This is a genomic window from Pseudomonas sp. SD17-1, assembly GCF_029201585.1.
In the GTDB taxonomy this organism is placed as follows: Bacteria; Pseudomonadota; Gammaproteobacteria; order Pseudomonadales; family Pseudomonadaceae; genus Aquipseudomonas; species Aquipseudomonas palmensis.
Map to the genome: position 1 here is coordinate 2562992 of NZ_CP104044.1, position 14423 is coordinate 2577414.

Sequence of the window (14423 nt, forward strand, 5' to 3'; positions counted from 1 at the left end):
AACCCGGGGGACAACCGATGAACGAACCAGTACGCCTTACCCAGTACAGCCACGGCGCCGGCTGTGGCTGCAAGATTTCACCCAAGGTGCTCGAGGTGATCCTCGCCGGCAGCGGCGCGCAGAACCTCGACCCGCGCCTGTGGGTGGGCAACGCCTCGCGCGACGATGCGGCGGTGTATGCCATCGATGACGAGCGCGGCGTGGTCTCGACCACCGACTTCTTCATGCCCATCGTCGACGACCCCTTCGATTTCGGCCGCATTGCGGCCACCAACGCCATCAGCGACATCTACGCCATGGGCGGCGACCCGCTGATGGCCATCGCCATCCTGGGCTGGCCGGTCAACGTACTGGCCCCGGAGATCGCCCGCGAGGTGATCCGCGGCGGGCGCGCGGTGTGCGATGCGGCCGGCATTCCCCTGGCCGGCGGGCATTCGATCGACGCCCCCGAGCCGATCTTCGGCCTGGCGGTCACCGGCATCGTCGACAAGCGCCACATCAAGCGCAACGACACCGCCACCGTCGGCTGCCAGCTGTACCTGACCAAGCCGCTGGGCATCGGCGTGCTCACCACGGCGGAGAAGAAGGGCCTGCTGCGCGCCGAAGACGTGGGCCTGGCACGTGACCAGATGTGCACCCTCAACCGTATCGGCAGCCAGATCGCGCGCCTGGAGGGGGTCAAGGCCATGACCGACGTCACCGGCTTCGGCCTGCTCGGGCACCTGGTGGAAATGGCCGATGGCAGCGGCGTGACCGCGCGCCTGGAAGCGGCGCAGGTACCGCGCCTGGCCAGTGTCGAGCACTACATCGAGCAGGGTTGCGTACCCGGTGGCACGCTGCGCAACTTCGACAGCTATGGCGAGCGCATCGGCCCGTTGAGCGAGGCGCACAAGCTGTTGTTGTGCGACCCGCAGACCAGTGGCGGGCTGCTGGTGGCGGTGGCGCCCGAAGGGCAGGCGGCGTTTCTCGAGCTGACGCAGGCACAGGGCCTGGCGCTGACGCCGATCGGCACGCTGGTGGCGCGCGGCACCCATGCGGTCGAGGTGTGTTGATGCACGACGACTGCACCGACTACCGTTCGATCTTTCTCGACGATGTGCCCCTGATGGATGTGCGCGCACCGGTCGAGTTCGACAAGGGCGCGTTCACCCACGCCAGCAATCTGCCGTTGATGAACGACGACGAGCGCCAGCAGGTGGGCACCTGCTACAAGCAGCATGGCCAGCAGGCGGCAATGGTGCTCGGGCACCAGCTGGTGTCCGGGGCGCTGCGCCAGGCCCGTATCCAGGCCTGGGCGCAGTTCGCCCGGGCCAACCCCGATGGCCTGCTGTACTGCTTTCGCGGTGGCCTGCGTTCGCAGATCACCCAGCAGTGGCTGCGCGATGAGGCCGGTATCCGCTACCGGCGCGTAGGCGGGGGCTACAAGGCCTTGCGCACGTTTCTGCTGGAGGTTGGCGACCAGGCCGTGGCGCAGTGCGATTTCGTGCTGCTGGGCGGCATGACCGGCACCGGCAAGACCGAGGCGCTGGCGCAACTGGACAATGCGCTGGACCTGGAGCGGCACGCCAACCACCGTGGCTCCAGCTTCGGCCGGCATGCCACTGCGCAGCCGGCGCAGATCGGTTTTGAAAACACCCTTGCGGTGGACCTGCTGAAAAAGCGCAACGCCGGCATCGAGCAGTTCGTGCTCGAGGACGAGGGGCGCATGATCGGCAGCCGCGCGGTGCCGCTGGGCCTGTACCGGCGCATGCAGCAGGCGCCGCTGGTGTGGCTCGAAGACAGCCTGGAATGCCGCGTGCAGCGAATCCTGCAGGACTATGTGATCGACCTGTGCGCCGAGTTCGTGCTGGCCCACGGGCCGGAGCAGGGCTTCGAACACTTTGCCGGGCGGTTGCGCGAGAGCCTGTCGGGCATTGTCCGGCGTCTGGGTGGCGAGCGTTACCAGCGCCTGGCGGCGGCGATGGACGCGGCATTGCAGGTGCAGCGTGCGAGCGGCGCGGTGGAGCTGCACCGTGCGTGGATCGAGGGCCTGCTGAGCGAGTACTACGACCCGATGTACGCCTACCAGCGCGATGCCAAGGCGGCGCGCATCGAGTTCGCCGGCGATCGGGCCGCGGTGCTGGCCTACCTGCGCGAAAGGCGGCTGTAGGCACCTGTGCCGGTGCTGTGGGGGCGGTGCACGCCGGCCCTAGAGCACCAGCAGCGCAACCAGCCCGCTGAGCACCCCCACCAGCATCGTCAGCAGCGCAACCCACACCAGTACCCGCGTATCGAAGGAGGTGCGCAGCATCAGCAGTGACGGCAGGCTCACGCTGGGCAAGGTCATCAGCAATGCCACCGCCGGCGCGGTGCCCAGCCCCAGGGCCATCAGCGTCTGCACGATCGGGATTTCCGCCGCCGTCGGGATCACGAACAGCGTGCCGACCACCGCCAGCGGTACCAGCCACACCAGCCCTGAACCCATGCCGCCCTCGACATGCGGAAACAGCCATACCCGCGCCGCGCCCAGTACCAGCACGGCCAGCACATAGATCGGGATGGTGGTCCAGAACAGCTGCCACAGGGTTTTCATCCAGCGTGCCAGCAGGCTGCCGGGCACCGGGGTACTGGCCACATTGGCCGCGTCCACCGCGGGTTCGGGCAGTACGTCCGGGCGTGAGATGCGCTGGGCGAACAGCGACACCCCCACCACCAGCACCACACCCGCCACCAGGCGCAGGGCACTGAACTCCCAGCCCAGCACGAAGCCCATGAACACCAGCGTGGCCGGGTTGAGCACCGGGTTGGCGATCCAGAACGCCAGCGCCGCGCCTACCGACACATTCTGCCGACGCAGCCCGGCAGCCACCGGTGCCGCGCAGCAACTGCACATCATGCCCGGCAGGGCGAACAGGCCGCCACGCAGGGTCGAGCCCAGCCCGGCCTTGCCGAACAGGCGCAGCAGCCAGTCGCGCGGTATCAGCACCTGAACCAGCGAGCCGAGGATCACCGCCAGCAGCGCCGCCTTCCAGATGGCCAGGAAGTACACCTGGGCATACGCCAGCGCTGCCGTCAGCGGTGCGTACTGGTGATCGTCCAGGATCGAGGCGCCGATGCTGTGGCTGTCGGCGGCAACAAACGACTTGGCGTAGTAGGGCGACCATTTCACGTAGTACAGGCCGATGGCGGCCACCAGCAGGAACGCCAGCGGTTTGCACCACTGCGTCCAGCCACGGGGGGCGGAAGTAGACAGGCCAGGCATGGTGCAACTCCAGGCAAGGGGGCGTTCAGGCAAGAATAGCCGCTGCGTCGGTGGCGCTCAGCGCGAATAGCCGGTCATTTCCAGGTAGCCACGCCCGGCCGTGCTGCCCTGTACCTTCACCGGGCCTTCCCAGTAGGGAAAGCGGGTGCCCATCCAGGCCTGCGGCACCAGGGCGTCGACCTCGATGTCCAGCTGCCGGTCGGGCACCTGCACCCGCCAGCGCGTGGGCACCTGCGGGCCGTCGACCAGTTGGGTGCGGGCCAGCGGCTCAAGCACGATCTGCGCACCGTTGAGCGCGGTGCTGCTGCCGTCGGCGGCAATCCAGGTGCCTGCCCGGTACGGTTGTGCATCGGCCTGACGGACCTGGAACAGCATCAGCCGCGTGCCGTTGTCCAGGTGCAGCGAAAACCAGTCCCAACCATGCTGGTCGGGGGCCAGCGGCTGGCTGCTCCATTCGCGGTCGAGCCAGGCGTTGCCGGTCACCTCGACGCGCCGGCCCTCGTGCTGTACTTCACCGCGCACTGTATAGAACGGCTGGCTGTAGTAATACGACGCCTGGCCCTGGCCGGACTTCTCGCTGTAGCCCTGATCGCCCTGCAGCACCAGGGGCTGCTGGCTGCTCAGTTGCAGGTCGTAGCTGAAGCCCTTGCCGCCTGCGCGCATCTGCAACTGCTCGATGCCTTGGCCGCCCACCGCCTGCAGCGACCAGTCGTCGATCCAGGCCTTGAACGGTTGCGCCTGCACGTCCGCCTGGCCGACACCGCCACGCGCCAGCGTTTCACTGAACTGATGGCCAAACGGCCCGCTCAACGCCGCGTGCCCCAGCCATACGGCGGGGCTGGCCCAGCCCGGCTGTTCGGCGCCGGGGCGCAGCGCCGAACGGAACAGCGTCCATTGCGCACCCCAGTCGCGGCCCTGTGCATCGCGCAGGTTGGCGGTCACGTACCACCATTCGATGCGATACCCCGCATGGGCGCCGTGGTCACGCGGGAACTGCAACGGTTGGCCGCGCACCACGGTGGCAAAGGCTGCGGCGTCCTGGCCCAGGCCGGCAAAACCGGCGGGTGGCGGTGGCGAGGGGTCGCAGGCGCCCAGCAGCAGGCACAGCAGCAGGACGCCCCACTGTCTAGGTTCCATCGGCATAGTGCCTCAGCAGTTCGGCGGGCTGGCGGCGGGCCAGTTGCCACAGGGGGCCGGCGGCGGCGAGCAGGGCGGTGAACAGGCCCAGCAGCGCCAGTTGCAGCAGCTGGCCAGGGAACACCTGCAACGGCAGGCGCCAGCCGAACGCCTGCACGTTGACCACCGCCACCAGGCACCAGGCCAGCAGCAGGCCCAGGGGAATTGCCAGCAGCACGGTCAGGCTGGCCAGCAGCAGCGTCTGCCCCAGCGACAGCCAGGCCAGGTGCTGGCGCCTGACGCCCAGTGCCCATAGCGGCGCCAACTGGCCGAGCCGGCTCTGGCCCAGGGTCAAAAGGCTGATCAACAGGGCCACGCCGGCCACGCCCAGGGTCAGGCTGTTGAGTGCGGCGGTGGCGGCGAAGGTGCGCTCGAACACCTCCACTGACCAGCGCCTTAGGGTGCGCTGGTCCACCAGCCGGGTGCCGTCCAGCGCATAGCGTTGCTGCAGCGCGGCCTTGAGCGTCGCCACCTGCTCGCCCGCCACGCGCAGGTTGAGGGTGTTGAGCGTGGCCTCGGGCCAGGTGCGCCGCAGCCAGTCGGCGTTCACCAGCACCTGCCCGCGCGGGTTGCCGTAGTCGGCGTATACGGCCACCACGTCAAGGGGTGCAGCGCCGGGCAAGCTCAGGCGATCGCCCAGGCCCAGCGCCAGGCGCCGCGCCAACTGTTCGCTGAGCATCGCCCCGGCGCCGCTGGCCAACTGGTGCCACGCTTCGCTGCGCTGTTCGAGCAACGGCCAGTGCTGCGCGTAGGCCGGGTGGTCGATCACCCCCTGCACCTGCACCGGGGCGCCGCCTACGCGCACTTCGGTGCGCCACTGCGCGAGCACGGCGCGCACCCCTGGCTGGGTGGGTAGCCAGGCCGCGATGGCCAGGCCCTGGGCGGTGTCATGCGGGGTCACGTACAGCTCGGCCGACAGCCGTTGATCGAGCCAGCCCAGAAAGGTCTGGCGGAACCCGGACGTCATGCTGCCCACCCCGACGCTGGCGGCCAGCGCCAGCAGCAACGCCATCAGCGCCAGTGCCAGGGCCGGCAGTTGCTGGCGGCTGTCGGCCACGAACCACTGCGCCAGCGGCCGGTGGCACAGCCGCTGCAACAGCGCCAGGGCGCCATCGAGCAGCAGCGGCAGCATCAGCGCGGCGCCCAGCAGCAAGGCGGCCAGCAGGGTGAAGGCCGCCGGCAGGCTCGCCCCCCAGCGCCAGCACCCCAGGGCCACGGCCAGCAGCAGTAGCGCCAGCAGTGCCTGGCGCCGCAGCCAGCGCACCTGCGCCTGGCGCCAGGCCTGGGGCTGTGCCAGCGCCAGCAGCGGCAGGCGCGCGGCGCGCAGCAGGCTGCCGGCACCGGCCAGTGCTGCCCCGAGCAGGCTGATGGCCAGCCCGCTCAGCCACCAGTGCAGCGGCAGGCTCAGGTGCCCGGCCACCTGGGCGCCATACAGGCCGCGCAGGCTGGCGGCCACGTCACCCAGCAGCAGGCTGGCCAGCAGGTAACCGCAGGCCACCCCGGCCAGCCCGGCCAGCAGCGCGAACAGCCCCAGTTCGATGGCCAGGGCAGTCACCAGCGCACGCACACTCACGCCGCAGGCACGCAGGGTGCGCAACAGGCTGCGGCGCTGCTCCAGGGCCAGGCCGATGGCCGCATGCACGATGAACAGCCCTACCAGGAAGGCTAGCAGGCCCAGCGCAGTGAGGTTGAGGTGAAAGCTTTCGGTCAGCCGTTGCAGGTCGTCGGTGTCGCTGGCGGCCTGCACCACCAGTAGCTCGTTCAGGCCCTCGGGCAGCGCGGGCGGGGTGTAGCCGGCGGGTATCAGCAGTCGCGAGAGCTGTTGCGGTGCCTGCAGCAGGCGTTGGGCCTGGCCGATGTCGACCACCATCACCCCCGGGGCCAGCTGCGCCTGTACCTGCAACGGCGGCAGACGCTGGCCGTCGCCGCTCAGCGGTTCGGCACCGGGCGTCAGGCCAAGGCGCTGCAGGGTGTCGGGTGCGATCCATGCCTGGCCCGGGGGGCCGATGAAGGCGGCGGGGTCGATGCGTTGGGCGGCCTGGCCGGCGATGGCGCTGCCGGGTGGCAGGCTCAGCGGCTCGATGCCCAGCAGTTTCACGCTGACCGGTTCGGCGCCGGCAAAGCGCAGGCGGCCTTCGAGCACCGGCGACACCGGCCAGCCGGCCCGGCGCAGTTGAATGTAGGCGTGCTGGTCGAAGCGTTCGCCGTGGCGCGGGCTCACCTGCGCCTGCGCTGCGCCGGTCAGCAGCGCGTTGGCCCGCGCGTAGTCGGCGCGGGCCTGCTGGTTGAGCGCCTGGACCCCGGCCCACAGGGTGGTGGCCAGCCACAGCCCGGTGAGGATGCTGGCGCATTGCAGGGGGTGGCGCCGCCAGTGGCTGAGCAGCGCCTGCAGGCACAGGCCGATCATGCGCGTACCCGGCCCAGGTGCAGGGTCAGGCGCTGGTGCAGGCGGGTGGCCAGGTGGGCGCTGTGGGTGACCATCAGCAGGCTGCTGTTGCTTGCCCCGACCAGCTCCAGCAGCAGGTCGAGCACGTTTTCGCTGCTGGCTTCGTCGAGGCTGCCGGTGGGTTCGTCGGCCAGCACCAGCGCGGGGCGCGAGGCCAGTGCGCGGCCGATTGCCAGGCGTTGCTGCTGCCCGCCGGAGAGTTGCTCGGGGTAGCGTTGCAGCAGCGGCGCCAGGCCCAGGCGCTCGGCCAGGTGGGTGACCCAGGCCGGGTCATGGCGGCCGGCCAGGCGCGCCTGGAAGGCCAGGTTGGCGGCCACGTCCAGGCTGCTGATCAGGTTGTATTGCTGGAATACCAGGCCGATGCCTTGTCGGCGCCAGTGGGCGAGCCCGGCTTCGGTGCGGGTGTGTAGCGGTTGGCCGTCGAACAGAATGCGCCCGCTGTCGGGGCGTTCGAGGCCGGCTATCAGGTGCAGCAGCGTGCTCTTGCCGCTGCCGGACTCGCCCATCAGCGCCAGGCTGGTGGCGGCGGGCAGGTGCAGATCGACACCGCGCAGCACCGGCAGGGTGCCTTGGGCGGTGGTGAAGGTCTTGTGCAGGTTTTCGACGATGAGCATGGGTGAAGGGTAGGCCAGGTTGGGGCAGGTGGGTACATCGGGTTGTGCCATGGCGATTCTGCGGGCCAGGGTGGTTTTAAAAATGCAGGAGCCGGCCTTGCCGGCTCCCACATTGGTTGCAACGCACCCTGGCCTGCAGGATCGCAGTTGTCAGCCCTGGTGGCTCGACACCCGATTGCCGCGTCGCCTCTACTTGCGCGCCTCCAGTATCAGGTTGAACGGCGTCTCGCACGCCCGGCGCATGTGGCTGAACCCCGCCTCTTCAAGCACACCCCGAATGCGCGCCTCACCCGCCTGCGCGCCAAGCCCCAAACCCACCTCCTGCGACAGTGAATTGGGCGTGCACAGAAACGTCGAGACCGCATAGAACAAACGCCCCACCGGGTTGAGGTTGTCGTCCAGCCGATCATTCGAAAACGGCTCCACCAGCAACAGCGTGCCCCCCGGCTTGAGTGCCTGCCAGGCATGTCGGGCCGCACCCACCGGGTCGCCCAGGTCATGCAGGCAGTCGAAGAAGCACACCAGGTCATAATCGCGGCCAGGGTAGTCCTTGGCGCTGGCCTGGGTGAAGCGCACCCGTTCGGTCAGGCCGCTGTCCCTGTCCCGTTGACCGGCAGTGGCCACCGAGGGCGCGTGGTAGTCGATGCCGTCGAAATGCGAAGCCGCAAAGGCCTCGGCCATGAGCAGCGTCGAGGTGCCAAGACCACACCCGATGTCTGCCACCAGGGCCCCGGCGTGCAACTTGTCCACCACACCCTCCAGTGCCGGCAGCCAGCTGCCGACCAGATGGTTGCGGTAGCCAGGCCGGAACAGGCGCTCGACGCCACCGAACATGCACGCATGATGGTCGCCCCATGCCAGGCCACCGTCGCCGCGCATCGCCGCCACCAGCTTGTCCTTGTCGAGCACCATCGAGGCGATGGCCTGGGTGCCGCCAGCAATGTAGGTGGCGGAGTCCTCATGGGCCAGGGCCTGGGCCTGCTGCTCGTCAAGGCTGAAATGTTCGTCGTTGTGCTGCATGTAGCCAGAGGCGGCATGGGCGTTGAGCCATTCGCGAAGCAGGCGGGCATTGCAGCCAGTGCGTGTGGCCAGGGTCTGGGCGGTCACCGGCTGGCCGTCGGCCATGGCCCGGTACAGGCCCAGTTCTTCGCCGAGCATGATGTTGGGCAACATCGCGGCAGCGCCGAGGTCGTTGATAAGGGTATGGATGAAAGGGGTCGATGCGGGTTTGCTCATTGCCACCACTCCATTAGTTGGCATCCTTGAACGCGCAGATAACGTCGCCTATCTGCAGCCATCTGTCCTTGATGGGCAGCCTTTGACTCTAGTTCAGGTGGGCAGCAGGTCAAGTGCGAAGCGTACGTCGCCAGCAGGGGCGGTCAGCCGCGCCGCCCGTAGTAGTTCAGCATCGGTTGCGTGCTCAGGCCATGCACCACGATGCTCAACGCCACCACCGACAGCGTGATGTTCAGGCACTGCGCCGAAAGCGTGCCGCCAAGGCCGTGGCTCAGGGCGTAGAACAGGTAGAACAGGCTGCCGATGCCACGAATGCCGAACCAGCCGACCATCAGCCGCTGGCGCAGGTCGAGCAGGCTGCCCCAAGGCATCAGCAACACACTCAACGGGCGCACCACGCAGAACAACGCCAGGCCAAAGCCCAGTGCGCGCCAGTCCCAGTGGCTGGCCAGCGCCACGCCGAGCACGGTCACCAGGAACACTTCCATCACCCGCTCCACCAGGCTGCCGAAGGCAAGCATGTCGCCCATCATTACCCCGGCCGCCACCTGGGTGTCTTCGAGGTTGTCCAGGTCGCCATGCACCGCATTCTCCGGCGCGGCTTCCAGGTGCCCGGCCACCGGTTGCGCCAGGTGCTCGGACGGGGTCTGCGAACCGCCGGTGAAGCTCACCTCGGCCTGGCGCAGCCCCAGCCCGGCGGCAAACACCGCCAGAAACCCATAGGCGTGCAGGGTGTCGGCCACCACATACGCCAGTGCAATCAGCGCCAGTGCCAGGTAGTCGTTGGGGGTGAGCGTGCTGTCGGCATGGCTGATGCGCAGGGTCAGGGTCAGGCGCCCCAGCAACTTGCCCATCCAGTAGCCCACCAGCAACCCCACCGGCATCGCCCACAGCAGGTCGCGCCACAACCAGGTGAACAGCGCCGAGCCGTCGACGGCCTGGCCCTGCACCAGCAGCAAGCCCAGCAGCACGAAGGGAAAGGCCACGCCGTCGTTGAGCCCGGCCTCGCCCGACAGGCCGAAGCGCAGCGGGTCGTGGTCCTGCGCATCGTTGACCTGCACCAGCGCTGCCAGCACCGGGTCGGTGGGCGCAAGGATGGCGCCGATCAGCAGGGCCGGCGCCCACGCCATGTCACCCAGGTAGTGCAGCACCACGCTGAAGCCACCGATGCTCAGCAGCATCACCGGGCCGGCCAGGCCGAATGCCACCCGCCAGACACGGCTGCGCAGCGGCAGGCGCAACTTCAGGCCACTGATGAACAGCGAGAACAGCAACGCGACTTCGGTCAGGTGCTTGAGCCAGCCGGCGGCGTGGTCCAGGTCCAGGTGCAACAGGCCCAGCCCCAGCGGGCCGATGCCGATGCCCAGCAGCAGGCACACCGCCGAGGTGGTCACCGGCATCCAGCGCAGGTACGACGAGGTCAGGGCCAGGATCAGCAACACGGCGCCGAACACGGCGATCCACAGGGTAAAACTCATCGAAGGCACCGTCGCATGGGGTCGGGCCAACGCTGGCCCCTGAGCATTCGAGGGGCGGGGTGCGGCAGAGGTTCACTGCACGCAGCATCAGGGCGCCGGGCTGTCGACCTGCTGCAGGCTGAAGGTGCCGGTGAACGGGTTGCCCTGCAGCCTGTAGCACTGGCTGTGGTTCTTGCGCAGCCATGCAGTGCCCGCATCGACCGGGCCGCAGTTGGAGGCGGGCATGGCATCTACGATCAGGGCGTACTCCAGGCCCTCGTCAAGCTGCTGCAGGGCAAACCCCGCACAACAGACCAGGGCCGCGGCAAAGAAGGGTTCGAACGTCGGCACTTTCTGCGCCGGGGCCGGGGCGGCGCCGGGGCGTAGTCTGCCAGCCGCCCTGCGCAGCCACTGGGGCAACAGCAGGTAGACCCCCAGCAGCATCAGCGAGAACGGGATGGAATAGAGCGCCCCATATACCACCGCCGCGTTGTCCAGGTAGTCCACCTCGATGCCAAAGCGCGCATTGAGCGCCCGTTGCGCAGACAGCTTGCACAGGTACACCACGACCACGCTGTACAGCAACGACCCTGGCCAGTAGCTGAGAAAGGCGAAGAGGCGCGACAGGTTCAGCAGCGCATAGATGCCGCCGGCCGCCAGCCCGCCGACCAGTATCAGGTTCGCGCCGAGGCTCGGCGGCAGGCGCGCGAAGCCCCACAGCCCGGCCAGCAGCAACAGCAGCTTGAGGGTGTCGCGTACCGGTTTGCTCACGGTCAGTGGCTACCTTCGTTCAAGGCGCCGAGGATCTGGTAGGCCAGCTTCACCCGCGCTTCGTTGGGGTAGTTCTTGTTGGCCAGGATCACGATGCCGATCCGCTGCGAGGGCACGAACGCTACGTAGCTGCCAAAGCCGTTGGTGGAGCCGGTCTTGTTGATCCACACCGCCTGCTGCGGGGCCAGCGGGGGTTGCAGCGGCGTGACGTCGAGGGTTTCAAGGGCCATGCGGCTGGCATTGCCGTCGAGCAGGGTCTGCAATGCGACCGGGTAGGGGTACTGTTCCCAGATCAGGTCCTGGGTCATGGGGCCCACCTGGTAGTAGCCGGTATGGGTGGCGGCAATGGCCTGCTTGAGGGGCGTATCGAGTTTCTCCAGGCCCATGTTCGCCTCGACAAAGCGCAGCATGTCGTCACTGCTGGACTTCACCCCGTAGGCTTCGTCGGCCAGCACCGCAGGGCTCAGCCGGGCGGGGACGTTGTCGCGGGTATAGCCCTGGGCGTACATACGCTGCCAGTTGGCAGGTACCTGCAGATGGGTGTTGTTCAGGCCCAGCGCCGGAAACAGCAGGTCCTGCAGGGCGGACCGGTAGCTCATGTCCAGTTGGCGGGCGCTGATCACCCCGAGCAGGCCGATGCTCGGGTTGGCATAGGTACGCCGGGTGCCTGCCGGGTAGCTCGGGGTCCAGTGCTTGAAGTAGCGCATCAGTTGCCCGTTGTCGTGCACGCTGTCTGGCAACTGCAGCGGGAAGCCGCCGGCGGTGTGGGTCGCCAGGTTCAGCAGGCTGGTGTTTTCCAGGGCACGGCCGCGCAGTTCGGGCAGGTAGCTGGCCGGGCTGTCGGTCAGCTTCAGCTTGCCGGTGGCCTGTGCATAGGCCGCCAGGGTGACGTTGAAGGTCTTGCTGATCGAGCCCAGTTCGAACAGGGTGTCGCGGTCGACGGCCTGGCCGCTGTCGCGCGAGGCCACACCGAAGTCGTAGTAGTGGTGCTGGCCATTGACTGTCAGGGCCACGGCCATGCCGGGTATCGCGTGCTCCTGCATCACGGCCTGGCTGGCGGCCTCTACCAGGTTGTCGAGGTTGTCAGGCACGGTGGCGGCCCAGGCGGCAGGGCTGGCCAGCAGCAGGCCGCTCAGCAGGTGGTGCGGTTTGAACAGGTTCACGTAATGGGTTTCCGGTGGGTCTGGAGGAATTCGCCCGGTGACAGGCCGAACTGTTTGCCAAAGGCGGCGATAAAGGCCGACAGCGATTCGTAGCCGCAGGCCAGGGCCACGTCGGTGACGCGCTCGCCGCGGCTGAGTGCTGGCAGCGCACTGAGCAGGCGCATGCGCTGGCGCCAGGTGCGAAAGGTCATGCCGGTGTCACGCAGAAACAACCGGCTCAGGGTCTTTTCCGAAACGCCGTACTTCAGGCTCCAGGCTGCCAGCCCGGTGCTGTCCTCGGGGTGTGCCTGCAGGCGCCGGCACAGTGCACGCAGGCGGGTGTCCTGGGGCAGCGGCAGAATCAGGTCTTCCTGCGGGGCGCTGGCCAGCTGGTCGAGCAGCACGGCGACCAGGCGCCCGTCTGCGCCCTCGGTGTCGTAGGCCACCGGCAGGCCGCTGAAGGTGCGGATCAGCTCGCGCAGCAAGGCATTCACGCCGATCACCCGGCACTGGGTGCCCGGCCACACGCTGTGCTCGATGTACAGGCTGCGGATGCAGGTGTCGTCGGCGCAGCTGACCTGGTGGGGGGTATGCGCCGGGATCCACACCGCGCGCTGCGGCGGCACCACGTAGCGTCCGGCGCCGGTGTGCACATGCAGCACGCCCTGGGCCGCATACGACAGTTGCCCCCAGGCATGCTTGTGACGAAAGCCCAGGGCGATGTTGGCCAGCGACTGCGCCTGCCCGTACAGCGGGCGCGGCAGTACCTTGAGCTCGCTCAGGGGCGGGATGCGCGGGGCGTGGGGTTGTCCTTTGGGCGACACTCTTGGGGTTCTGTCGTTAGTCGGAAAAGAAAAGAAACCTTACCGTCTGCGCCATCCCAATAACAAGACAGGACGTGACATGAAACACCTGCGGTTGCTGTTCGACAATTTCACCCTGGCCCTGCTCGGCGTGATTGCACTGGCCACCCTGCTGCCCTGCGAGGGCCAGGGCGCGGTGGTGTTTGGCTGGCTGACCAACCTGGCCATCGGGCTGCTGTTCTTTCTGCACGGCGCCAAGCTGTCGCGCGAGGCGGTGGCGGCCGGGGCAGGGCACTGGCGCCTGCACCTGCTGGTTTTTGGCTGCACCTTCGTGATGTTTCCGCTGCTGGGCATGCTGTTCAAGCCGCTGTTCCTGCCGCTGGTGGGCGACGAGCTGTACCTGGGCGTGCTGTACCTGTGCGCGTTGCCGGCCACCGTGCAGTCGGCGATTGCCTTCACCTCGCTGGCGCGGGGCAACATCCCGGCGGCGATCTGCAGCGCGGCGGCCTCCAGCCTGCTGGGCATCGTGCTGACGCCGTTGCTGGTGATGGTGCTGATGGGCGTGCAGGGCGATACCGGGTCCAACCTCGATGCTGTGTTGAAGATCGTGCTGCAACTGCTGGTGCCGTTCGTGGCCGGGCAACTGGCGCGGCGCTGGATCGGCGCCTGGGTGGCGCGCAATGCACGCTGGCTGAAGACCGTCGACCAGGGCTCGATCCTGCTGGTGGTGTATACCGCGTTCAGCGACGCGGTGATCAGCGGGTTGTGGCAGTCGGTGCCGCTGGTGCGGCTGCTGGGGCTGGCGCTGGTGTGCTGCGTGTTGCTGGCGGTGGTGCTGTGGTGCACGCAGTTGCTGGGCAAGCGGCTGGGGTTCAACGTGGAAGACCGCATCACCATCCTGTTTGCCGGCTCCAAGAAAAGCATGGCCACCGGTGTGCCGATGGCCCAGGTGCTGTTTGCCGGGGGGGCGATTGGCGCGATGATTTTGCCGCTGATGCTGTTCCACCAGATCCAGCTGATGGTGTGTGCGGTGCTGGCGCAGCGCTATGCGGCGCGGGAGGAGGTGAGCGCCTGATTCAGGTGCTGTGGTGACCGCTTCGCCGGCAAGGCAGGCTCCCGTAGGAGCCGGCCTTGCCGGCGAAGCGGCCTGAGCACTCACCGCAAGGCACGGCGCCTGCGCGAGTAGCACAACCACGCATAGACCCCCGCATTCACCGCGAACACCAACGCCCCCAGCCACAGCTGGATGCCTGCCGTCAGCTTGGCCGGGTAGATCAGCGGTATCAGGTAATGCTCCACAAAGCTGTCGGGGTAGCCGGTGTCACCCGCCGCTGCACGCAGGCGGTTTTCCCACTCGGTCAGCGGGCAGGGCAGGTGCAGCACCTCCACCAGCACGCCCCAGGTCACGGCCGGCAGGTGCAGCCAGCACAGCCGCGGCCACCTGAGCACCAGCAACCCGCCCAGCATCACGAACACGATGAACGTCAGATGAAACAGTACCAGCCCGTCGGCAGCCAATCGAAAGAACATGGCGTGG

13 protein-coding genes are annotated in these 14423 nt (G+C 68.1%); 3 read left to right on the plus strand and 10 right to left on the minus strand.

Annotated elements, in window-relative coordinates:
* The first annotated feature begins 17 nt into the window (after positions 1-17).
* Together selD and mnmH are read left to right on the plus strand one after the other, a co-directional pair.
* A complete protein-coding gene (gene selD / locus N0B28_RS11620; RefSeq protein WP_043860242.1) occupies positions 18-1052 on the plus strand; it encodes a selenide, water dikinase SelD in 1035 nt (344 codons plus the stop codon).
* A complete protein-coding gene (gene mnmH, locus N0B28_RS11625; RefSeq protein ID WP_054914408.1) occupies positions 1052-2149 on the plus strand; it encodes a tRNA 2-selenouridine(34) synthase MnmH in 1098 nt (365 codons plus the stop codon). The genes selD and mnmH overlap by 1 nt, the downstream gene beginning before the upstream one ends.
* Before the next feature lie 39 nt (positions 2150-2188).
* Here the strand turns inward: mnmH and N0B28_RS11630 are convergent, their stop codons facing one another.
* The 9 genes from N0B28_RS11630 to N0B28_RS11670 form a co-directional block, all read right to left on the minus strand.
* Positions 2189-3241 carry a permease gene (locus N0B28_RS11630; RefSeq protein ID WP_054914409.1) on the minus strand — a complete coding sequence of 351 codons (1053 nt, stop codon included), beginning with the start codon at positions 3239-3241 and terminating at the stop codon, positions 2189-2191.
* A gap of 57 nt (positions 3242-3298) precedes the next feature.
* A complete protein-coding gene (locus tag N0B28_RS11635) occupies positions 3299-4378 on the minus strand; it encodes a lipocalin-like domain-containing protein (protein ID WP_275731873.1) in 1080 nt (359 codons plus the stop codon).
* A complete protein-coding gene (locus N0B28_RS11640; RefSeq protein ID WP_275731875.1) occupies positions 4368-6824 on the minus strand; it encodes an FtsX-like permease family protein in 2457 nt (818 codons plus the stop codon). The genes N0B28_RS11635 and N0B28_RS11640 overlap by 11 nt, the downstream gene beginning before the upstream one ends.
* Positions 6821-7477, minus strand: a complete 657-nt coding sequence (locus N0B28_RS11645; protein ID WP_043860253.1) for an ABC transporter ATP-binding protein — start codon at positions 7475-7477, stop codon at positions 6821-6823. Before N0B28_RS11645 ends, N0B28_RS11640 begins: the two co-directional genes overlap by 4 nt.
* 189 nt (positions 7478-7666) lie before the next feature.
* Complete coding sequence (locus N0B28_RS11650; protein ID WP_275731877.1) at positions 7667-8713, minus strand: class I SAM-dependent methyltransferase; 1047 nt, start codon at positions 8711-8713, stop codon at positions 7667-7669.
* Positions 8714-8856: 143 nt separating this feature from the next.
* Positions 8857-10191 (minus strand): cation:proton antiporter, encoded by a 1335-nt coding sequence (locus N0B28_RS11655; RefSeq protein ID WP_043860236.1) that lies wholly within the window; start codon positions 10189-10191, stop codon positions 8857-8859.
* A gap of 87 nt (positions 10192-10278) precedes the next feature.
* The gene (locus tag N0B28_RS11660; RefSeq protein ID WP_275731879.1) at positions 10279-10941 is read right to left on the minus strand and encodes a hypothetical protein; all 663 of its coding nucleotides are present in this window, start codon (positions 10939-10941) and stop codon (positions 10279-10281) included.
* Between the two features lie 2 nt (positions 10942-10943).
* A complete protein-coding gene (gene ampC / locus N0B28_RS11665) occupies positions 10944-12098 on the minus strand; it encodes a class C beta-lactamase (protein WP_063611988.1) in 1155 nt (384 codons plus the stop codon).
* A 2-nt stretch (positions 12099-12100) separates the two neighbouring features.
* Entirely contained in the window at positions 12101-12907 is an 807-nt protein-coding gene (locus tag N0B28_RS11670) for a helix-turn-helix transcriptional regulator (protein ID WP_054914413.1), read from the minus strand.
* Between the two features lie 79 nt (positions 12908-12986).
* Between N0B28_RS11670 and N0B28_RS11675 the strand changes: the two genes are divergently transcribed.
* Entirely contained in the window at positions 12987-13961 is a 975-nt protein-coding gene (locus N0B28_RS11675; protein ID WP_043860233.1) for a bile acid:sodium symporter family protein, read from the plus strand.
* Between the two features lie 80 nt (positions 13962-14041).
* Here N0B28_RS11675 and N0B28_RS11680 read toward each other — a convergent pair whose 3' ends face one another.
* Entirely contained in the window at positions 14042-14416 is a 375-nt protein-coding gene (locus N0B28_RS11680; protein WP_275731883.1) for a DUF2784 domain-containing protein, read from the minus strand.
* Between the last annotated feature and the right edge of the window lie 7 nt (positions 14417-14423).

Coding starts and splice junctions, on each gene's coding strand:
- N0B28_RS11650 (WP_275731877.1), bottom strand. CDS start 8,713: ATGAGCAAACCCGCATCGACCCCTTTCATCCATACCCTTATCAACGAC.
- N0B28_RS11680 (WP_275731883.1), bottom strand. CDS start 14,416: ATGTTCTTTCGATTGGCTGCCGACGGGCTGGTACTGTTTCATCTGACG.
- N0B28_RS11655 (WP_043860236.1), bottom strand. CDS start 10,191: ATGAGTTTTACCCTGTGGATCGCCGTGTTCGGCGCCGTGTTGCTGATC.
- N0B28_RS11630 (WP_054914409.1), bottom strand. CDS start 3,241: ATGCCTGGCCTGTCTACTTCCGCCCCCCGTGGCTGGACGCAGTGGTGC.
- selD (WP_043860242.1), top strand. CDS start 18: ATGAACGAACCAGTACGCCTTACCCAGTACAGCCACGGCGCCGGCTGT.
- N0B28_RS11675 (WP_043860233.1), top strand. CDS start 12,987: ATGAAACACCTGCGGTTGCTGTTCGACAATTTCACCCTGGCCCTGCTC.
- N0B28_RS11645 (WP_043860253.1), bottom strand. CDS start 7,477: ATGCTCATCGTCGAAAACCTGCACAAGACCTTCACCACCGCCCAAGGC.
- N0B28_RS11635 (WP_275731873.1), bottom strand. CDS start 4,378: ATGGAACCTAGACAGTGGGGCGTCCTGCTGCTGTGCCTGCTGCTGGGC.
- mnmH (WP_054914408.1), top strand. CDS start 1,052: ATGCACGACGACTGCACCGACTACCGTTCGATCTTTCTCGACGATGTG.
- N0B28_RS11640 (WP_275731875.1), bottom strand. CDS start 6,824: ATGATCGGCCTGTGCCTGCAGGCGCTGCTCAGCCACTGGCGGCGCCAC.